General features: G+C 36.5%; 19 protein-coding genes. 15 read left to right on the top strand and 4 right to left on the bottom strand.

Features of this window, described 5'->3' with window-relative positions; all coding sequences use genetic code 11:
- The first annotated feature begins 9 nt into the window (after positions 1-9).
- Complete coding sequence (locus tag AO058_RS12505) at positions 10-855, top strand: hypothetical protein (protein WP_083634178.1); 846 nt, start codon at positions 10-12, stop codon at positions 853-855.
- Here AO058_RS12505 and AO058_RS12500 read toward each other — a convergent pair.
- Together AO058_RS12500 and AO058_RS12495 are read right to left on the bottom strand one after the other, a co-directional pair.
- Positions 852-1,235 (bottom strand): RidA family protein, encoded by a 384-nt coding sequence (locus AO058_RS12500; protein ID WP_075326882.1) that lies wholly within the window; start codon positions 1,233-1,235, stop codon positions 852-854. The genes AO058_RS12505 and AO058_RS12500 overlap by 4 nt on opposite strands.
- Before the next feature lie 20 nt (positions 1,236-1,255).
- Positions 1,256-3,985 carry a putative LPS assembly protein LptD gene (locus AO058_RS12495; protein WP_075326881.1) on the bottom strand — a complete coding sequence of 910 codons (2,730 nt, stop codon included), beginning with the start codon at positions 3,983-3,985 and terminating at the stop codon, positions 1,256-1,258.
- Positions 3,986-4,121: 136 nt separating this feature from the next.
- Between AO058_RS12495 and AO058_RS12490 the strand changes: the two genes are divergently transcribed.
- The 7 genes from AO058_RS12490 to bshA all read left to right on the top strand — a co-directional run bounded on the left by AO058_RS12490 (position 4,122) and on the right by bshA (position 13,273).
- Positions 4,122-5,228 (top strand): N-acetylmuramoyl-L-alanine amidase family protein, encoded by a 1,107-nt coding sequence (locus AO058_RS12490; RefSeq protein ID WP_075326880.1) that lies wholly within the window; start codon positions 4,122-4,124, stop codon positions 5,226-5,228.
- Between the two features lie 55 nt (positions 5,229-5,283).
- Complete coding sequence (locus AO058_RS12485; RefSeq protein WP_075326879.1) at positions 5,284-6,240, top strand: MlaD family protein; 957 nt, start codon at positions 5,284-5,286, stop codon at positions 6,238-6,240.
- Positions 6,241-6,246: 6 nt separating this feature from the next.
- Positions 6,247-7,587, top strand: coding sequence for a (Fe-S)-binding protein (locus tag AO058_RS12480; RefSeq protein WP_075326878.1), 1,341 nt, complete (start codon positions 6,247-6,249; stop codon positions 7,585-7,587).
- A gap of 77 nt (positions 7,588-7,664) precedes the next feature.
- Entirely contained in the window at positions 7,665-8,456 is a 792-nt protein-coding gene (locus AO058_RS12475) for a (Fe-S)-binding protein (RefSeq protein ID WP_075326877.1), read from the top strand.
- A 174-nt stretch (positions 8,457-8,630) separates the two neighbouring features.
- On the top strand, positions 8,631-9,116 hold the full coding sequence (locus tag AO058_RS12470; protein ID WP_075326876.1) for an ABC transporter ATPase: 486 nt from the start codon (positions 8,631-8,633) through the stop codon (positions 9,114-9,116).
- Positions 9,116-12,043, top strand: a complete 2,928-nt coding sequence (locus AO058_RS12465; RefSeq protein WP_075326875.1) for a glycoside hydrolase family 3 N-terminal domain-containing protein — start codon at positions 9,116-9,118, stop codon at positions 12,041-12,043. The genes AO058_RS12470 and AO058_RS12465 overlap by 1 nt, the downstream gene beginning before the upstream one ends.
- Before the next feature lie 96 nt (positions 12,044-12,139).
- The gene (gene bshA / locus AO058_RS12460) at positions 12,140-13,273 is read left to right on the top strand and encodes an N-acetyl-alpha-D-glucosaminyl L-malate synthase BshA (protein ID WP_075326874.1); all 1,134 of its coding nucleotides are present in this window, start codon (positions 12,140-12,142) and stop codon (positions 13,271-13,273) included.
- Between the two features lie 55 nt (positions 13,274-13,328).
- On the opposite strand, the gene AO058_RS12455 is transcribed toward bshA, so the two are convergent.
- Complete coding sequence (locus tag AO058_RS12455; RefSeq protein WP_075326873.1) at positions 13,329-13,829, bottom strand: hypothetical protein; 501 nt, start codon at positions 13,827-13,829, stop codon at positions 13,329-13,331.
- Positions 13,830-13,968: 139 nt separating this feature from the next.
- On the opposite strand from AO058_RS12455, the gene AO058_RS12450 reads away from it, so the two are divergent.
- Positions 13,969-16,887: an FAD-binding and (Fe-S)-binding domain-containing protein gene (locus AO058_RS12450; RefSeq protein WP_075326872.1), complete on the top strand. Its 2,919-nt coding sequence runs from the start codon at positions 13,969-13,971 to the stop codon at positions 16,885-16,887.
- Here AO058_RS12450 and AO058_RS12445 read toward each other — a convergent pair whose 3' ends face one another.
- Positions 16,888-17,874: a GlxA family transcriptional regulator gene (locus AO058_RS12445; protein ID WP_075326871.1), complete on the bottom strand. Its 987-nt coding sequence runs from the start codon at positions 17,872-17,874 to the stop codon at positions 16,888-16,890.
- Positions 17,875-18,051: 177 nt separating this feature from the next.
- Between AO058_RS12445 and AO058_RS12440 the strand changes: the two genes are divergently transcribed.
- The 6 genes from AO058_RS12440 to AO058_RS12410 all read left to right on the top strand — a co-directional run bounded on the left by AO058_RS12440 (position 18,052) and on the right by AO058_RS12410 (position 21,749).
- A complete protein-coding gene (locus AO058_RS12440; RefSeq protein ID WP_075326870.1) occupies positions 18,052-18,432 on the top strand; it encodes a VOC family protein in 381 nt (126 codons plus the stop codon).
- Between the two features lie 40 nt (positions 18,433-18,472).
- A complete protein-coding gene (locus AO058_RS12435) occupies positions 18,473-18,835 on the top strand; it encodes a nuclear transport factor 2 family protein (protein ID WP_075326869.1) in 363 nt (120 codons plus the stop codon).
- Positions 18,836-18,896: 61 nt separating this feature from the next.
- Positions 18,897-19,820 (top strand): VOC family protein, encoded by a 924-nt coding sequence (locus AO058_RS12430; RefSeq protein ID WP_075327967.1) that lies wholly within the window; start codon positions 18,897-18,899, stop codon positions 19,818-19,820.
- A gap of 59 nt (positions 19,821-19,879) precedes the next feature.
- On the top strand, positions 19,880-20,266 hold the full coding sequence (locus AO058_RS12425) for a VOC family protein (RefSeq protein ID WP_075326868.1): 387 nt from the start codon (positions 19,880-19,882) through the stop codon (positions 20,264-20,266).
- An 86-nt stretch (positions 20,267-20,352) separates the two neighbouring features.
- Positions 20,353-21,216 (top strand): SRPBCC domain-containing protein, encoded by an 864-nt coding sequence (locus AO058_RS18875; protein ID WP_083634177.1) that lies wholly within the window; start codon positions 20,353-20,355, stop codon positions 21,214-21,216.
- A gap of 98 nt (positions 21,217-21,314) precedes the next feature.
- A complete protein-coding gene (locus AO058_RS12410) occupies positions 21,315-21,749 on the top strand; it encodes a VOC family protein (protein ID WP_075326867.1) in 435 nt (144 codons plus the stop codon).
- The last annotated feature ends 36 nt before the right edge of the window (positions 21,750-21,785 follow it).

The following is a 21,785-nucleotide window of genomic DNA, read 5'->3' as shown; positions in this document are numbered from 1 at the left end:
ATTGTTTTATTGATCTCAACCTCCCAGGCACGGTCACAGAGCAACCAAACTGAAGCGGCTATTTTTAATATAGGAATAGGGACGGTTTTTAGTGGAATTGGTGCTGTAATTAATAAAGAACCGCAGGAAAAGTTCGGAAAAGTACTGGTTAAAGGAATGGCACAGGGTGCACTCGGCGGCTACCTGGTTTATGAAAGTAAAGTTATTGCCGGAAGAATTTCTAACCAAAAAAACCTTACTTATGGCTGGCCGGCAAAGTTTATGAACTCTGCAGGAACTTCAATAATAGAGAATGCCGCTTCTAATAGAAATTTCTGGGAACAATGGAACCTGAATATTGGCTTTAACCGAATTGAATTTCACACTAAAGACCGTTTTCATCTTAAATACAGGATACAACCGGTTTCTTTTCTTCTTACTGCTTATACCGCGGTTCAGAATAAATTTGAAGCTGAATTAAGCCTAAGAGTTGGAGAATTTGTTTTCTCAGGCAATAATACTTTTGGCTATGAAGATAATAACGATTATTACCTTGGCAGAGCCATAAGCACGGCAATATTACTAAATCCTGAAGCCGGCGGATTCAATTATAATACCGTTGCCCACGAATTAATTCACGTGTTCCAGTATCACGATTTTAATGTACTAAACGCTTATGCAAATAAACCATTGAAAGAATTCAAAAAAGGCTCTGGCTTCTTCCGGAAAATGGATAAAATCTTTCATTACGATTTTAATATTTTCGTTTTTGCCGGTTTATATAAAATGGAGCATTTTGGAAAAGACCAAAAATCGTTTGAAGGCTATTATTCCAATTATTTTGAGCGTGAAGCTTATCTTTTTAGCAATTATTAATCTTTTACCGCAATTGCGCTAATCTCTACATTTACAAATTTAGGGAGGTTTGCAACTTCTACCGTTTCTCTTGCAGGAGCAGTTTCTGCATTAAAATAAGATCCATAAACCTCGTTGATTTTAGCGAAATTATTCATATCGCTTATAAAAATTGAAGTTTTTATTACATTTTCAAAATTCATCCCGGCTTCAGCTAAAATTGCCTTTAAGTTTTGCATTACCCTGGTAGTTTCTTTTTTAAGTTCGCCTGTTTCCAGTTCGTTAGTTTCTGGATTAAGCGCTATTTGACCAGAAATATAAAGCATATTTCCGGTTAAAACTGCCTGGTTATAAGGCCCAATTGGAGCCGGAGCTTTGTCGGTTTTAATTATTTTTTTCATCATTTTTAAACTTTTAAATTTTATAAACTTCGGTCTGGTTCGTTTCGTTTATCGTATTTAATATCACTTAAGATAGACGATTTTATCCCGATAAAGAAATACCAGGATCTACGCTCACTAAAAGGCACCCAGTTAAAACTTAATCGCCAGGTATTTAAATCACGCTGAAATCTTAATTGGGTATAAGTAAAGCCTAACTCTTTTAAATCGTAACCCGAGGAAGCTCCAACTACCCATTTTGGCGAAAGTTCCACATCTCCCGAAAACATTATAGAGTGGGAGGTAATTTCATTTTGACGAGCCGTATTATTGTACGTCATGGTATAAGAGAGCCGTAAATCCCATGGGATTTTATAATTATACCAGTTATCGGTTCTTTCTTCACGATCTTCATCTGCAAATGGGTCTTCTTCTTCATCGTAGAACTTTCCTTCTAAATCAGATCCTTTTCCAAAAAGGTCATCACGTCTTCCGCCACCGCGATAAGTATCGTTATCTATTTCATCTTCACTTTCGTCTTCGCCCTCGTCTTCAAAATCTTTACTGGAGAAAGCATAGCCAAAGCTTACATTGGCGTTGGTAAACCTAAATAAACTACCACCGTTATTTATATTTAGTTTATCGGTTCTTCGGTTATTATTATCTAAAGCATAAATATCCATATTACCGGCAACATTAATATCCAATTTATCGCGAACTATGGGAATACTACCTCTAAGAGCAATGGGAGACAGCTTTGGTTGGCCATCTTCCCCGGCAAGGTTATATGCCGTACTCATACTAAAATTATTAAGTAGTGTGATCTTCTCGGGTTCGGTAGCGGTACTGTCTTTAGAACGCACTTTGGCTTCCAGGGTATTGCTTAAACTAAGCCCCAGCGAACTTGAAAACCTGTTTCCCGGTGCTCCATATAATGTCCCATTAAACCGGGAATAATCTACCATATTGGTTTCAATAGGGTTTGCAGGATCAATACGCTCATATGTATCGTAATACTGGTCAAAAGCGGGGTTTACATTATAACTAATCGAGGGTCGCATCACATGCCTAATAGCCTGGATTTTTTTGTCCTTTCCAAAATTCTTTAATCCATATAAGGTGGTACCAATACTGGCTCCAAAATTATAGGTTCTGTAAGAATCAAACCCGTTTATAGTATCAATTACCACCTCGTTATTAAACTCATCGTAAGATTGTTCGAAGGTTTTGAAAACCCAACTTTCTTCGTAATTAGCATTAGCACTAACACTTAGATAATTGAAAAGCTTAAAGTTTGTGGTAACCGGAATAGAATGCTGTGCGCCATAATTGGCATCCTGGAACATTTCGGGTTTAAAAAACAAAGAATCTGTTGTTCTAATTTGATTCTCGGCCCTTACGTTATACTGAAAATTTATATTTTCTATCAATCCTTTTTTTGCGCCGGTTTTTGGAGCAAAAGGATAAATACGCGTCATACTCGCCTGTAAAGTTGGCAAACTCATATTTATAGTTTGCGTCCTTGTATTTTGTTGATGCCTTGCTGCAAGGCTTAAATTAATCTGAGGTTCACCGGGAAAGGTTTTACTATACGAAACCGAAGAACTTAAAGTGTTTGTTAAGAAGTTTCCTGTATTCATTTGATTTACAGAATTCTGATAATAAGTACTACTCCCTAAGTTTACCGAGGCACTAAACCTGGAATTAGGATTTGCCTTGGCATCCTGGTTATGGGACCATTGAATATTATAGACAGATTGCTCAGCAAAATCTGGGAATCCTCGTTCACTTTGAAATAGGTTTTCGTACCGTATTCTTACGTTACCGCGGTAATTATAACGCTTGGCATAATTACTTTCCAGGCGTACAGCATAACTTCCATTGGTATAATAATCGCCTAAAGTTAGTAAATCTACATAATCGCTAATCGCAAAATAATAACCTCCGTTTTGCAGAAAATAACCACGACGGCTATCCCCAAAACTGGGGATAATGAATCCTGAAGTTTCTTCTTCGGTTAAAGGAAAATATCCAAAGGGAAGCCCCAACGGTGTAGGTACATCTGCCAGGTACATATTAACAAAACCTGCCACGATCTTTTTATCTGGAACAAATTTTATTTTTCTCGCATAGAAATAATAATCGGGATTATCTAAATCGTCATCTGTGGTAAAGCGCACATTTTGCATAAAATACACCGAATCGTTTTCACGTTTGGTAACTTCACCTCTTACATTAAAATTGGCTTGTTGTGTCCTGGAATTATAAACCAGTGCTCTTTCAGTATCAAAATTAAACCGAATAGAATCTGGCTCTACGGTTTGATTTCCCTGTACAAAAACCGGTTTTTGAGAATATGCACCGGTAGAATCGGGAATTCCGTAGGCATAGACTTCATTTTTTTCATTGTCCATTATTATAAGCCCGGCATTTATCTGCATATCTCCATAAATAATTTGTGCTTCATTATAGAGATACATGCGATTCTCTTTCTGGCTAATACGCATATAATCTTTAGCCTGGTACTTTACCGCATCAGTAATTAATTGGTTGCCCCGTTGCGGAGTTTGCAACGAATCTCCCACAATACTATCGGTTAGCCTTATGGTTTCGGTAAGTGGTAAGGAATCGCCCACAGTAACCAGCGAATCTCGTTCCCGGGCTTCAATATCTATTTCCTGATTATTCCCTATTTCCTGTGCGTTTAGACAAACGATAGGAAGCAGTATAAAAATACAGCGAAAAAGTATATTAGGTATGTTTGTTTGCAATGCTCTAAGTGCTATTTTTGTAAAGAATGGCTTGCTTTTTGCAAAATCAAAATTACATATATTTTTTCAGCTTAGATTTGAGATTTCCTGAAAAAAGTAATTAAAATAATTAGCCTAAACTTAGCGTTACCTTTTTATGAGAACGAACCTACTTAAACTTTTCGTATTTTTCTTCATTTTTATTGCAAGCTTGCAAAGCTTATTTGCAAATAATGATAAACCGAGAGATAGATTTGTGGTGGTTTTAGATGCCGGGCACGGTGGGAAAGATCCCGGAAATATGGGAAATGGTTTTAAAGAGAAAGATATTGCGCTTAATATTATTCTAAAAATTGGAAAGGCATTAGAAAAACAGGAAGGAATAGAAGTGATCTATACCCGCGATTCTGATATATTTATTCCTTTAGATAAACGAGCACAAATTGCCAATGAGGCCGATGCTGATCTTTTTGTTTCGGTACATTGTAATTCTCATAATTCCCAGGCTTACGGTACCGAAACCTTTGTATTGGGACTTCATAAAACCGAAGAAAATTTTGAAGTAGCCAAGAAAGAAAACTCGGTAATATTTTTAGAGGAAGATTACGAAGTAACTTATGGTGGTTTTAATCCCAATTCCCCTGAATCTTATATAGGAATGGCGCTAATGCAAGAGGAATATTTAAATCAAAGTATTCTTTTAGCCGATTTTGTTCAGAAAAATTTCACCCACGAATTAAAAAGAAAAAATCGTGGAGTTAAACAAGCCGGTTTCGTGGTATTAAAAATGGCGGTAATGCCAAGTGTGCTTATTGAAACTGGATTTTTAACCAATAACCACGAAGGCCCATATTTAAACAGTGCGGGCGGCCAAAACAAAATGGCTGCGGCTATTGTAGAAGCAATAAATAAATATGCTAACACCATAAACCTGTCTAACCTTGAGAGTATTGGGAGTACTTCCTCTTCAAACATCCCACCTCAAAGCCAAATTTATGAGGGAATTACCTTTAAAATTCAACTTGCGGCCGGTTCTAAACGTTTAGAAACCAAAGCCTACAATTTTAAAGGATTGCAAAATGTAGAGCGAGCAAAGGAAGAGGGAATGTATAAATACTATTATGGAGCTACTTCAGATTATATAAAAATAAATAAGCTTCATAACGAGGCAAAACAAAATGGATATCCTTCAAGTTATATTGTTGCATTTAAGGAAGGCAGCAAGATTACAGTTAATGAGGCGTTAAAATCTAAGGTGAATTAACGGTTCTTTTCTATTTTTATTTCTAAATTTGTCCATATTCCTAAAAAAATAGCTTTTGAAATTTACACGTGAAGTAAAAACTGCATTCCTAGCAATAATTGCTATCCTCTTATTAATATTTGGTTATAGTTTCTTAAAGGGTAAAAACCTGTTGGATTCCAGCAGAACTTTTCATGCAGTTTATAACGATGTAGAAGGGCTATCACCTTCCTCGGCAGTAACCATAAACGGTCTTAAAGTAGGGCAGGTAACCCAAATTAATTTTCTTGATGCCCAGGGAACCCTAGTAGTTAGCTTTACTGTAGAAAATGATTTCGAATTCTCAAAAAATAGTACTGCGCAAATTTATGGTGGGAATATAATTGGCGGAAAATCTCTTGCTATTCTTCCAGATTACGAAATTAATCAAATGGCAAAATCTGGAGATACCTTAAACAGTGATATTGAAGAAGGTATTATGGAGTTGGTAAACGATAGGTTGACCCCGCTTCAGGATAAAGTTGAAAATACCATAGTTAGCGCAGATTCTTTAGTTACAGCAATTAATAAAATTCTAAACGATAGTACCAGGTATAATATTCAAAACACTTTTAAAGATCTTAATGCAACTGTTGCTTCGTTTAAAGTAACCGCTAATGCACTAGAAGGAATTGTAGGTAGAAATTCAGGAAAAATAGATAATACTTTTACTAATCTTGATGAAATGACTACCAATTTCAATTCATTTTCAGATACTTTAACCAAAATGGATATTGGTAAAATCACTGCTGATCTTGAAAAAGTGGTAGCCGATTTTGAAAGTGTTTCAGACAAACTAAATAATAAAGAAGGTACTGCAGGGAAGTTAATTAATGATGATGCCGTTTATAATAATCTGGATAATGCTACCAAACAGTTGGAACAATTACTACAAGACGTAAAACTGAATCCTAAAAGATACGTACATTTCTCTGTCTTCGGTAAAAACCCGAAACCATATCAGGAACCCAAAGAAAAGGATTCTATTAAATAACCAACTATGCAAATTATTTCCCAGGTCTTATTTCTAATTGCCTTAGTGGTAGGTATAGGTTTTTTTATTCGAAACATCCGTAGGTTATTAAGAAATATAAAATTAGGAAAAGAAGTAGATCGTAGCGATAATAAAGGAGAGCGTTTCGCTAAAATGGCCAGGATTGCGCTTGGGCAAAGCAAAATGGTGAAAAAACCAGTTTCAGGCTTTCTTCACGTAATTGTTTATGTAGGCTTTATTATAATAAATATTGAAGTTCTTGAAATTATAATAGATGGTTTATTCGGAACTCACCGGGTACTCTCTTTTATGGGCGGCTTCTACAATGTTCTTATCGCTTCTTTTGAAGTTCTAGCGCTATTAGTTTTAATTGGAGTTATTGTATTTTGGATTAGAAGAAATATCTTAAACATTTATCGGTTTTTAAGTCGTGAATTAAAAGGCTGGCCTAAAAATGACGCCAATTACATTCTTTATTTTGAAATGGTGCTTATGGTGCTTTTCCTAGTAATGAATGCTACAGATTATCAACTTCAGCTTAATGGAGCTCCTCATTATGCAAGTGAAGCAGGCATAACCGGAAGTTTTCCTATTAGCCAATTCTTACTTCCTATTTTTGAAGGAATGAGCAATGCAACGCTCATCATAATAGAAAGAGCAGCCTGGTGGTTACATATTTTAGGAATTCTTTTCTTCTTAAATTACCTGTATTACTCCAAGCACTTACACATTCTCCTGGCTTTCCCAAATGTTTATTTATCTAAACTTCAGCCACAGGGAGAAATGAACAATCTGCAAGCGGTTACCGATGAAGTTAAATTAATGATGGATCCGGATGCCGATCCTTTTGCTGCCCCGGCAGAGGAAGAGGAAGGTGCAGAACCCGATAAGTTTGGAGCATCAGATGTTTTTGACCTTAACCAGGTGCAATTATTAAACTCATACACCTGTACCGAATGCGGAAGATGTACGGCAGAATGTCCCGCAAATCAAACCGGTAAAAAACTTTCTCCCAGGAAGATTATGATGGATACCAGAGACAGGCTGGAAGAAGTAGGGGAGATTATTAATACAAAAGGGAAATACGAAGATAACGGCAAGCAATTACTGGACGACTTTATTTTACGCGAAGAACTTTGGGCCTGTACCACCTGTAATGCTTGTGTAGAAGCCTGCCCGGTTGGGATAGACCCGCTTTCCATAATTTTAGATATGCGTCGTTATTTAGTGATGGAAGAAAGTGCTGCTCCAAATGAGCTGGCTATTGCAATGACCAATATTGAAAACAATGGCGCACCCTGGCCTTACAACCAGCAAGATAGATTAAACTGGGCTAAAGAAAATTAATTTTCTTAATAGCTCAAAAATATATTGAATACCAGACTTATTAGAAGTCTTCGGAATAAAATTAAAAGAAATTAGATATGGCAGAAGCGTTAAAAGTACCAACAATGGCCGAGTATATGGCAGAAGGCAAAAAACCCGAAGTTTTATTTTGGGTTGGTTGCGCCGGTAGTTTTGATGATAGGGCAAAGAAAATCACCAAGGCCTTTGTAAAATTATTGCACGAAGCCGGAGTTGATTTTGCTGTTTTAGGAACCGAAGAAAGCTGTACGGGAGATCCTGCGAAACGCGCCGGGAACGAGTTTCTTTTTCAAATGCAGGCTGCTACAAATATTGAAGTTCTTAATGGCTATGAAATAGAAAAAGTGGTTACTGCCTGTCCGCACTGTTTTAATACCATAAAAAACGAATATCCTGCCCTTGGTGGAAATTACGAAGTAATGCACCATACACAATTTTTAAAATCCCTTCTTACTGAAGGAAAGTTAAAGGTTGAAGGAGGAAAATTTAAAGGAAAACGAATTACTTTTCACGATCCCTGTTATTTAGGCCGTGCTAACGGAGAATACGAAGCGCCTCGAGACTTACTAAGAAAACTTGAAGTAGAACTCGTAGAAATGCGCAAATGCAAGTCTAACGGACTTTGTTGCGGTGCAGGTGGCGGCCAAATGTTTAAAGAACCGGAGCCAGGAAATAAAGACGTGAATATTGAACGTACCGAACAAGCTATGGAGGTTAAACCTGAAGTTATTGCCGCGGGTTGTCCCTTTTGCAATACGATGATGACCGATGGTGTAAAAGGAAAAAATAAAGAAGATAGTGTAGAAGTAATGGATGTGGCAGAACTTATTGCCAATGCCCACGATCTCTAAAATATTTTAAGTATTCAATCAAAAAATTCAATTTAAAAAAGCTTGAGATTTTTTCTCGGGCTTTTTGATTTTTTAAGTATAATTTTTGATGAAATCCAAACGTTAAAAGGTAAAAGTAACCTTGAGACAATGTTTAAATCAATTAGTTTTGTAAAAATATAATTTCAGTAATTTATGTTAGTACCATTCGAAAATCTACCCGATTCTTCAAGGGTTTGGATATACCAGGCAAACCGTTCTTTTACTACTGAAGAGTTAGAAGAAATAAAATCAAGATTGGACCAGTTTGTAACTCAATGGACGGCCCATGGAGCCGATTTACAGGCCGGTTATCTAATTAAATATAAAAGATTTATCGTTCTGGCTTTAGACCAGGAAATGAATGCAGCCACCGGTTGTTCTATTGATGCTTCAGTACATTTTATCCAGCAATTGGAAAAAGAATTTAATGTAGATCTATTAGATAAGATGAATGTCTCTTATAAACAGGGAGAGTTTATAGCCTATAAAACCCTTTCAGATTTTAGAAAAATGGCGAAAGAAAAAGCTGTTTCTTCTAAAACCATTGTATTTAATAATCTTGTAAATAATAAAGCTGAATTTCTTTCAGATTGGGAAGTTCCTGCTTCTGAAAGTTGGCATAAGCGTTTTGTTAGTTAATGAAATTCACTTTCACTCCGAAAATCTTTGTATTAACCTGTTTTCTTCTTGTTTGCTCTAATCTTTCTGCACAAAACAATCCTTTGCTGGCAGAAGATACCATTGCACAAAAAGAATGGGTAGATAGCACCTATAATGCAATGAGCCTTAAAGAAAAAATAGGGCAGTTGCTAATGATTAGTGTTTCTTCAGAAAGTGGTAAGGCTTATATTGAAAAGGCGAAAAAACAAATTTCAGAAGAATATATTGGAGGGGTTATTTTCTCTAAAGGCGGCCCACAAAGGCAGATAAAATTAACCAACGAATTCCAGGAACTTTCAAGAACTCCATTACTTATTGGTATGGATGCCGAGTGGGGCCTGGCCATGCGCCTTGATTCTACCTTTGCGCTACCCTGGAATATGACGCTGGGTGCTATTCAGGATAATAATTTAATTGAAGAGGCCGGGGCGGCAATTTCCAGGCATTCCAAAAGACTTGGCGTACATATTAATTTTGCTCCAGTAGTAGATATTAATACCAATTCCAATAATCCCATTATTGGAAATAGAAGTTTTGGCGAGAATAAAATTAATGTAGCCGAAAAATCGCTTGCGTTTATGCGTGGTATGCACCGGGTAGGTACATTATCCAGTGCAAAACATTTTCCGGGTCACGGTGATACAGATACCGATTCGCATAAAACCTTACCCACCATTCCTTTTTCTAAAGAAAGGTTGGATAGTTTAGAACTATATCCATATTACCCCTTAATTGCCCACGGACTTTCCAGCGTAATGGTTGCTCATTTAAATGTTCCTGCCCTTCAGGAAAATCCTAATACGCCATCTTCGCTTTCAAAAGCGCTAATCACAGACCTTTTAAAAGAAAGAATGAATTTTGAAGGGCTTATTTTTACCGATGCCCTTAATATGAAAGGTCTCACCAACAATGCAGAGCCCGGTGATGCCGAGTTAAGAGCATTTTTAGCAGGCAATGATGTATTATTAATGCCGGAAAAAGTTGAAGTTGCTTCTGAAGTTTTAATCAATGCTTATAAGAATAATATTATAAGTCCCGGTAGATTGGCACATTCAGTAAAAAAAATATTGAAGGCGAAATATAAAGTAGGCCTGCATCAGCAACAAAGCATCCAGGAAAATTTTATTTTTGAAGAACTTAATTCTGTTCGCGATAAAGTTCTCCTGGAAGAACTCTTTGAAAATGCAATTACCTTAATTAAAAATAACAGAGCCGTACTCCCGGTTAAAGATATTGCCGACACCAGGATTGCTTATGTGAATTTTGGAGATGATGACGGGAGTACCTTTTTAAATGAATTAAAACGATATGCCCATATAGATTGGATTTCAGCAACGCATTTAAACGATTTACAAAAGAAATTAAAAGAATACGATCTCGTAATTTTAGGTTACCATAAATCTAATAACAGTCCCTGGGCGTCCTATAAATTTTCTTCGGGAGAATTACACTGGATCAATCAAATTGCCATAGAAAATAAAACCGTTCTAAGTCTTTTTTCGAGTCCGTATGCGTTAAGGGAACTTCGGGGAATCAGTGAATTGGAAGGTATTTTAGTTAATTACCAAAACCATCCCGTAGCCCAAAAAAAAGCTGCACAATTAATTTTTGGTGCTGGTGAAGCCAGGGGAAAACTCCCGGTAAGCATACGAAATAATTTTCCCGAAGGTACCGGCTATCAAACCAGAAATATAGATAGGTTGGCATACGGGTTACCGGAAAGTGTAGGTCTAAATTCCTATAAATTAAACAGAATTGATAGTATTATTACTGAAGCTATTGACAAAGAAATGACACCCGGCGCTCAAATTTTAATAGCGAGAAAAGGGAAAATAGTTTACAACAAGAATTTTGGCTATCATACCTACGATAAACAAATTCCCGTTTCAGATACATCGGTTTACGATTTGGCATCATTAACCAAAATTCTGGCAACTTTACCGCTTATTATGGAGCAGGAAGAAGAAGGGATTGTAAGTTTTGATTCAAAGTTGGGAGAAATGATGCCGGTTTTTCAAAATTCGAATAAAGCGAATATTAGGTTACAGGATATGCTTATGCATTATGCCCGGTTAAAATCCTGGATTCCTTTTCATATTAATACTATAGACAGGAAAACAAGGTTACCTTCTAAAGATTATTTTCAAAAAACTCCTTCAGCTGAATTTAATACTAAAGTTGCCAATGAAATGTATCTTAGAAATGACATGAAAGATACAATTATCAGTATTATTAGGGATAGCGACTTAGAACGAAGATTAGATTATAAATACAGTGATCTACCTTTCTACATTTTAAAATATTACCTGGAAGGCTATTATGGCCAAACTTTGCATAATCTTACCCAGGAGAAAATTTATAAACCTTTGGGAGCAACCCATACAGGTTATATACCAGCTTCAAGATTCCCCTTAGCACAAGTTGTTCCTACCGAAATTGATAAACTTTGGCGTAGGCAACTTATTCACGGGGTGGTGCATGATCAGGGTGCCGCTTTGCAGGGAGGTATTGGAGGGCACGCCGGGCTTTTTAGCACCGCTAACGATGTTGCTAAAATAATGCATGTTTACCTTAATAATGGGGTTTACGGTGGTAAAAGGTATTTAAAAGAAGAAACCATTTCTAAATTTAATACCTGTTATTATTGCGAAAAAAATGTAAGACGTGGCGTTGGTTTCGACAAACCCCAACTAGGAAGTTCAGGACCAACCTGTAATTGCTTATCTATGGAAAGTTTTGGTCATAGCGGTTTTACGGGCACCTTTGCCTGGGCAGACCCCGAAGAAGAAATTGTTTATGTATTTTTGTCTAATAGAACTTTCCCCGATTCTACCAATAGGAAGTTAATTAGGGAAGATGTAAGATCTAGAATACAGGAAGTTATCTACGAATCTATAGATTTTTAGATAATTGGGGGAATGGCCCGCAGAACTTAATTTGAAAACAAAAAATCGGCCTTGGTCGTAATTTAAATTCTCGCTAAGGTGAGTAAATCGAGCCAAATGAAAATAGCCATTGTATGTTATCCTACCTTTGGGGGTAGTGGAGTGGTAGCCACAGAGCTGGGGCTGGCCCTTGCAAAACGTGGTCACGAAATACATTTTGTAACCTACAGCCAACCTGTACGTTTAGATCAACTTTCCAGCAATGTACGTTTTCACGAAGTACACGTTCCAGAATATCCGCTATTTCACTATCAACCATACGAGCTTGCGCTTAGTAGTAAATTGGTAAATGTTGTAAAACAGTTTGATATTGAAATGCTGCATGTTCATTATGCAATTCCGCACGCTTATGCCGGTTATATGGCTAAAAAAATGCTTGCTGAAGAAGGAATTAACCTACCCATGGTAACCACACTTCACGGTACCGATATTACTTTGGTTGGCAATCATCCTTTTTACAAACCGGCGGTAACTTTTAGTATTAATAATAGCGATATAGTGACTTCGGTATCTAAAAGTTTAAAAGAAGATACCTTAAAATTCTTCAAAATCAGGAATGAAATTGAAGTAATACCCAATTTTATAGATTGCAGCAAATACGATAATAAAGCCTTTACCGACTGCCAACGCGAAATGATGGCCGAAAATAAAGAGAGAATTATTACGCATATTAGTAACTTCAGAAAAGTAAAACGCATAGATGATGTGATTAAAATCTTTTATGAAATTCAGAAAAAAATAGATGCAAAATTAATGATGGTTGGAGAAGGCCCTGAAAAAGAAATGGCAGAAGATTTAGTAGATGAACTCAATATTGCCGATAAAGTAATGTTTCTGGGGCAAAGTCACGAAATAGATAAGATTCTTTGCTTCTCTGATTTATTCTTACTGCCTTCAGAAAAAGAGAGTTTTGGTCTTTCAGCACTGGAAGCAATGGTTAATGGAGTTGCAATAATTTCTACAAATACCGGCGGACTTCCTGAAGTTAACCAAAATGGAATTTCTGGGTATTTAAGTAATGTGGGTGATGTTCAGGAAATGGCAGCTAATGCTTTAAAAATCCTGGAAAACGATGAAACCCTGGAGAAATTTAAAAACAACGCCAGGAGTGTTGCAGAAAAATTTGACATTAAAAATGTAATGCCCCTTTATGAAGATATTTATAAAAGAGCTTTACAAATTACCGTATAAAAAAAGAGGCTGATTTTGAATCAGCCTCTTTTTCTTTAACCTTATCTGTTATTATTTAGAATTGGTATCTTACTCCAAGAGCTATATCTGGAGAAAATTCATTCAGTACATTATTATCACTAAAGAATCCAAATTCTGGTCTAAAGTCTAAAGAAAGCAATAACGGGATATCGAAATTGTATTCTATACCTATATCACCTGCAAGGAATAAATAAGTACCGTCATCCTCATCACGAAACTCCCGGTTAGCATCTACCCCTAAGATTCCGGCTCCTGCACCTGCATACCAGTTAAATCCGCCTTCAATGTTCCAAACCCATTGGTACAGTCCGGTAAGTTTAAATGCATCATAATCGCTATTATCACGCCATCCAAGGTCAAATTCTAAACGATTATTATTGGTTCCTACTGCTCTTTGATAAGAAACTTCAGCACCAACACCATCTCCACCACCAAATCTTAGTCCAATGGCATTGTCTGAAATAGTCTGAGCTTCAGCCTGGTTATAAAACGTAGCGCCGATTGTAAAAACGGCAAGTAAAACTAATTTCTTCATAGTTAGCATTTTTAGATTTGTTGGCAAATTTAAATGTTAAAACCGCTCCGAAAACTTCTGGTAAGCCAATCTATTGTTAATATTGTTTAAAAATCTGTTAAGCGCTTTAGGGGAAATTTTCTATTTTTAACCCATAATTATGAAAGAAAAACTTAACCAACTATCCCAGCAAATTGACGGCCAGTTATATGACGATAAATTATGGCGATCAATCTTTGCTACAGATGCTTCCGTTTATCGCGAAATGCCTTTGGCAGTCTGTTATCCAAAAAGTAAAAATGACTTAAAGAAACTTATAAAATTTGCAAAAACAAATAAAACTTCTTTAATCCCAAGAACGGCAGGAACCTCTCTCGCCGGCCAGTGTGTGGGAGATGGCATCGTGGTAGATGTATCAAAGCATTTTACAAAAATCTTAAAAATAGATCCGGAAGCAAAAACCGTAACCTTGCAGCCCGGTGTAATTCGTGACGACCTTAACCGGGTTTTAAATGAATTTGGTTTATTTTTCGGCCCCAATACTTCAACTTCCAATAGGTGTATGGTTGGTGGAATGGTTGGAAATAATTCCAGCGGAACCACTTCTATTAAATACGGTACAACCCGGGAGAAACTGGTTTCTTTAAAAACCATTCTTAGCGATGGGAGTGAAGCCGAATTTAAAGATATTTCTGCAGAAGAATTTCAGGAAAAATTAAAGCTGGAAAACCTGGAAGGTGAGATTTATCGAAATATCCATAAGCACTTATCTTCTGAAGAAAACAAAAAAGAGCTAATTGAGAAATATCCACCTAAAAGTTTACACCGAAGAAATACCGGTTACGCAATAGATGAATTGCTCTATGCTGAAGTTTTTTCGGAAGGTTCTACCGAGCCATTAAACCTGTGTAAATTACTTTGCGGAAGTGAAGGTACTTTGGCTTTTACTACAGAAATAACGCTGAAACTGGACGATTTACAACCTCCGGAAGCCGCTATGATCGCCGCTCATTTTGATAGTATAGAAAGTTGCATGCAAGCCGTGGTACCGGTGATGAAGCATTCGCTGTATACCTGTGAAATGATGGATAAAACCATCCTGGATTGCACCAAACAAAACCTAAAATATAAAGAAAATCGCTTCTTTATTGAAGGCGATCCCAAGGCGATTTTAATGCTGGAAATAAGGGCAAATACCGCTGAAGAAGTCCAGGAACAAAGCCAGCAGGTATTAGAAACCTTAAAAGCATCAAATTTAAGTTATGCTTTTCCGGTTTTAATGGGCGATCAAATAGAGCTGGCAATGGAGCTGAGAAAGGCTGGACTCGGACTTTTAGGAAATATTATCGGCGATAAAAAAGCCGTAGCCTGTATAGAAGATACTGCGGTAGCGATTCCATATTTAGCCGATTATATTGCTGAATTTGCCGAAATAATGAAAAATTACGGCCAGGATGCGGTGTATTACGCGCACGCCGGTGCCGGTGAGATTCATTTACGTCCAATCCTGGATTTAAAGAAATCTGAAGATGTAAAACTCTTTAGAAGTATAACAACCGATGTTGCTAAACTCGTAAAAAAATACAATGGTTCTTTAAGTGGTGAGCACGGTGACGGTAGGGTAAGGGCTGAATTTATTGAAATGATGATTGGCCCTAAAAACTACCAAATTATCAGGGATATTAAATTCACTTTTGATCCCGATAATATTTTTAATCCCGGTAAGATTACCGATACCGCTCCAATGGATACTTCCCTTCGTTATGAAGTAGACAGAAAAGAGCCTGAGATTTCCACTTTAATGGATTTTTCAGAGTCTGAAGGAATTCTAAAACTTGCGGAAAAATGTAACGGGAGTGGAGATTGTAGAAAATCGGCTGAAGCCGGTGGCACAATGTGCCCAAGTTATCGGGCCACAAAAGACGAAAAAGATACTACTCGCGCCCGGGCAAATACTTTACGGGAGTTTTTAACAAATTCAGATAAAAGTAACCGATTTAACCACGAAGAAATAAAGGAGGCCTTTGATCTTTGTATTAGTTGTAAAGGTTGTAAAAGCGAATGCCCTTCCAGTGTTGATGTAGCTGCTTTAAAAGCCGAATTCCAGTACCAATATCAAAAAGAAAACGGGAAAAGCTTAAGAAGTAAGGCATTTGCGAACAATGGCAGAATGAACGGCCTGGCTTCTAAAGCTCACGGAATCTCCAATTTTTTCTTTAAAAATTCTTTCACTTCCAGCATTGCCAAAAAGATGATGGGCGTAGCACCGGAAAGGAATTTACCAATTTTAGCAAAGCGAACTCTGGCTAATTATTATAAGAAAAATAAGATGCGTTTTCAACTTGAAAATCCTATCAAAACAGTATATTTCTTTAATGATGAATTCACCAATTTTCTCGATTCAGAAATAGGAATTGATGCGCTGGAATTATTACATAAACTCAACTATCGGGTAGAATTTGTAAAACACGAAGAAAGTGGCCGTAGCCATATTTCCAAAGGTTTCCTGGAAGAAGCTAAAGAGTTCGCCAATAAAAACATTAGTATATTTAAAGATATCGTTTCTGAAAAAACCCCTTTAATAGGTTTGGAGCCATCGGCTATTTTGACTTTTAGAGATGAATATTTGCGTTTAGCCGATAATAAACCAGAAGCTGAAAAACTGGCAAAAAACTCATTCATCATAGAAGAATTCCTGAAAAAGGAAATCGCACTTGGTAATATAAACCCGGAACAATTTACTTCAGAAGAAAAAAATATTAAAATTCACGGGCATTGCCATCAGAAAGCACTTTCTAATACGGTGGTGACTTTTGATATCCTCAATCTTCCGAAGAACTTTAAAGTGAGTATAATTCCATCAGGTTGCTGTGGCATGGCTGGCTCTTTTGGTTACGAAAAAGAACATTACGAAGTGAGTATGAATATTGGTGAACAAACTTTGTTCCCCGCAGTTAGAAAAGCGTCTAAGGAGACAGTGATTTCAGCAAATGGTACAAGTTGTCGCCACCAGATTTTTGATGGAACAAAACGTAACGCACTGCATCCTGTGAGTATTTTAAGGGAAGCTTTGGTTTAATTAAGTGCTCGCCCTTGCGCGATTGTATTTATTTCGGTACTGAACCGGGGAAATCCCGGTTATTTTTTTGAAAGTGTTCCGGAATGCTTTTTCATCAGAATAACCGACTTCAAACATTACTTCTCCCACATTTTCACGGGAAGTTTCCAGGCTACGCTTGGCGGCTTCAACTTTTACGCGTTGTGTGTACTGGCTTATAGTATTATCTGTTGCCTTCTTAAATCGGCGTTCCAGGCTGCGACGGCTAAGAGCGAATTTATTAGCCAGATTATCTACAGTAATTTTTTCCGGAAAATGAGCTTCAATATATTCCTGAACCTTTTTTACGGTTTGATCTTCATGACTTTTTTGACCTTCAAATATTCTAAATGCGGATTGCTCCGCTTTATCCATATCTATCATAAAAGCTTTAGAAGTGAGAATAGCCATTTCACGACCCGCATATTTTTCAACTAAATACAGAAGTAAATTTAAATAAGAATAAGCCCCGCCACTGGTATAAATACCCGAATCTTCAGTCAAAATTTTATCGGCTACCAAATTGGCTTCAGGGTAACGAGATTTAAAATTATCAGCGTGAATCCAATGGGTGGAACATTGTTTTCCGTTTAAAAGCCCCGTTTCTGCCAGGAAGAATGCTGCCACGCATAAACTGGCAATTTCGGTTCCTTCATCATAGCGTTTCTTTAACCAGGGTATAAAATCTTTATTTTTTTCTAAAGCAACTGCCGGTTCATCGTGAATGGCGGGAATAATTATAAGATCGGTTTTAGTGATCTCCCCAATCATTTTTTCGGGTTTAACTGAAAAAAGTCCGTTGGTTTGCTCAGTAGGATTAGAAACGCCTACAAGTTCCACTTCAAAGAGCGGTTTCTTAGCGCGCTGTTCTAAAAAGCCGTTCACCTGATTAAAAATTTGGTGAGAACCAACAATATTTACCAAACTGGTATGGCCCCTGGGAATTAGTATGGAAATATGTTTTTTCATCTGTCTTACTCTTGTATCTAAAACGAATTTATTATTGATTTATTCTGAAAATCAAGGAACTAATTTAATAACTCTAAAACTTTTTTGACGCAAACTCCCCTAAAATTTGGCGTATTTCCCCCAGCTGTTTTTACTAAAAACCCTGTAATTTTATGATAACCAATAAATTAATGTGAAATGTTTAAGTATTCAGCAGTATTTAGCGGCTTTTCGGTAAACGATATAGAGAAAGCAGAAAAGTTTTATAGCAATATCCTGGAGTTTTCAGTGAAGAGTAATGCTATGGGACATATTGAATTAGATATTCCTGATAATAATAACATTATTATCTATCCAAAACCAGATCACCAACCGGCTGTTTTTACCGTATTAAATATACCGGTAGAAAATATTGATGAAGCTGTAAACCACCTGGTTAGAAAAGGAGTTCAGTTTGAACAATATGAAGGAGAAATCGCCACCGATGAAAAAGGAATATGTAGAAGTGATGGAAAAGGTCCAGATATAGCCTGGTTTAAAGACCCAGCTGGAAATATTATCTCGATTTTGAAGGAATGAATTAAAACATAACCTCACAGGTTTTACTAAAAACGAAATTATGACAGAAAAAGAAAAGTTTATCCGGGAGCTTAACGATGCATTTGCGAAAGGAGATGTTCCATATATTCTAAATTGTATGGCTGAAGATATTGTATGGGAAATGATTGGAGGAAACACCAGCCGCGGTAAAGCAGAAATTGAAAAAGAAATGGCTACAATGGAAGATATTGAAATGCTGGAAATGAAGGTTGATAAAATCATTACCCACGGAAAATCTGCTGCCTCAAATGGTACTTTCAGGTTGAAGAAAAACGGTAAAGAAAAGGCATATGGGTTTTGTGACCTCTATGAATTCAACGGATTTAAAAATGCGAAAGTGAAGAAAATGACTTCGTATGTAATTCCGCTGAAGGAAGAATAGTTTTAAAGAAATAGTCTCTGAACTGTTTTAAAATGACCTATAAATTCAAATGATTAGAAAAATGAAAACACAAAAAATTATATCCCATCTGTGGTTCGATAACGAAAAAAATTCGGTAGAGAAAGTGGTGGAGTTCTATAAAACAGTTTTTAAAAACGTTGAAATTAAAAATATTTCCCGCTATGGGAAAGCAGGTCAGGAAATTCATAGGCAAAAACCAGGTAGTGTAATGACTGTGAATTTCTCTATTGAAAATTATGAATTCGTAGGCTTAAATGGCGGAGATTATTTTCAATTAAATCCTTCAGTCTCATTTTTCGTGCTTTGTAATACAGAAAAAGAAATTGAAGATTTTTGGTCTAAATTGAAGGAAAATGGAAAAGTCTTAATGCCCTTAGATAACTATGAATGGAGTCCAAAATATGGATGGGTTGAGGATAAGTTTGGAGTTAACTGGCAATTAATGTTGGAAGAATCTCGAAGCACAAAAGAAAAAATTGTGCCCTCGTTCTTTTTTACCGGTAAAAGCCACGGAAGGGCAGAAGAGGCGATAAATTTCTATACTTCGGTTTTTAAAAATTCCCAGATTGAAGGCATCTTAAAATATACCAAAGATGATAAAAACGATTACGCTTTTGGTACGGTTAAACACGCCCAGTTTCAGCTGGAAGGGCAAACTTTTATGGCAATGGATAGCGGGATAGAGAACGATTTTCCATTTAATGAAGCCATTTCATTCATTATTGATTGCCAAACACAGGAAGAAATAGATTATTACTGGAACATGCTTTCTACAATACCCGAAGCAGAGCAATGTGGGTGGCTAAAAGATAAGTTTGGAATTTCCTGGCAGGTGGTACCATCCACATTACTTAATAAAATGCTGCAGGATCCTGATAATGAAAAAAGAGAACGTGCCGTCGCTTCCTTTATGCAAATGAAGAAATTCAATATTCAGCAATTAAAGAAGGATTTTGAAGGCTAGTAAACTACCTCAAAGTATTTAAATCTCCATTATCGAGTCAAAACTTAAATCTAAAGCTTATGAAGACAAAGCAAATATGGGCAAATTTAGCTGTAAAAGATTTAGAGCGAACAACAAGTTTTTATACCAAATTAGGTTTTAAATCCAATAATTCCCGCCCCTCAAAAGAGCTTACGAGTTTCATGGTGGGAGATAATAATTTTGTGATTCACTTTTTTATAAAAAGTAAACTTAAGACCGCATTAAATGGTGAATTAGCTAATTTAAAGAAGGGAAATGAAATTTTATTCACCCTGGCAGCTTCAAGCACTGAGGAAGTAAACCCGTGGGAAATAGAAGTTAAAAATGCAGGGGGCACCATTGTTTCCAAACCTCATGAATTTGGGGAAGGATATTACGGTTTTGTGTTTTCTGATCCAGACGGTCATAAGTTCAATGTATTTTAAATGGAAGACTTTTAATGATTTAAAAGCTTAAAAAACTAATTCTATAATTCAACGGAACTATTAGCTTAATAATAAAAAATAAAATTATGGAACGAAAAGAATTTACAAGCACAATTAATGCTTCTAGAGAAAAGGTTTGGGAGGCATTATGGAGCGATGAAACCTACTCAAAGTGGACCGCGCCGTTTAGCGAAGGCTCCCGGGCAAAATCTGACTGGGAGGAAGGCAGTAAAGTATATTTCTTAAATGCCGATGGAGAAGGTATGGTGGCATTAATCTATAAACGTAAAGATCCCGAAATTATGAATTTTAAGCATATTGGGATGGTTGATAAAAACGGCAACGAAGATTATGAAAGTGAAAAAGTAAAATCCTGGGCCGGGCTGATGGAAAATTACCGGTTAGAAGATAAAAACGGAAAGACCATTCTCACCGTAACTATGGATTTAAAAGCTGAATACAAGGATTATTTTTTAAAAACCTGGCCCAAAGCATTGGAGAAATTAAAAGAAATAGCTGAAAACGATAGCCAGATGAAAAACCCGATAACAATTTCTGCTATAGTTAATGCTCCTGTTGAAAAGGTTTGGGAGGTATGGAACACACCGGAACATATTGAAAACTGGAATGCGGCTTCAGATGACTGGCATACAACTTCAGCTAAAAATAATTTAAAAAAAGGCGGCAAAATATCTTACCGTATGGAAGCAAAAGACGGTAGTACTGGCTTTGATTTTGAAGGTATTTATAGCGAAGTAAAACCTAACAAATCTCTTAGCTTTAAACTTTCTGATGGGAGGAAAGTCAGTGTAAATTTTAATGAAAAAGATAACAATACTCTTATAGAGGAAAGCTTTGAAGCCGAAAACCAAAACAGTCGCCAAATGCAGCAAGAAGGCTGGCAGGCCATTTTGAATAATTTTAAAAAGTATGCGGAAAATTTAAAATGAAATTACCAGGCTTAGAAATCTTTGTCACCCTGAACTTGTTTCAGGGTCTCATTTGAATTATTATAAAAATAAACTACAATCATTTAAACTACAAAACAATGGCAACACTAAATCCTTATTTGAATTTTAACGGCAATACCGAAGAAGCTTTTAACTTCTATAAATCGGTGTTTAAAAGTGATTTCTCACAGTTGATGCGTTTTACGGATATGCCTCCGGGAGAAGAAGGTGCAGATAAAATTCCGAAGGAATACGAAAATCAAATTCTGCATGTTTCTTTACCATTTGGTGACAGCGTTTTAATGGGATCTGATTGTATTGAAGCATTTGGGCAGAAAGCTGTTTTTGGTAGCAATAATTATATTTCGGTAACTCCCGAAAGTGAAGAAGAAACCCGCCGACTTTTCAAAGAACTTACGGCTGGCGGAGATATAGAAATGCCGCTGGAAGAAATGTTCTGGGGTGATCTTTTTGCGAGTTTTACAGATAAATTCGGAATCAAATGGAATCTGAATTATCCAATAGAAAAATAAAATTTATACCATCAAAAACAATCAATATAAAATTCA

It is taken from the genome of Salegentibacter sp. T436, assembly GCF_001932675.1.
Taxonomy (GTDB): domain Bacteria; phylum Bacteroidota; class Bacteroidia; order Flavobacteriales; family Flavobacteriaceae; genus Salegentibacter; species Salegentibacter agarivorans.
The sequence above is the reverse complement of the archived record's forward strand: the minus strand, read 5'-3'. Positions and strand labels throughout refer to the sequence as shown.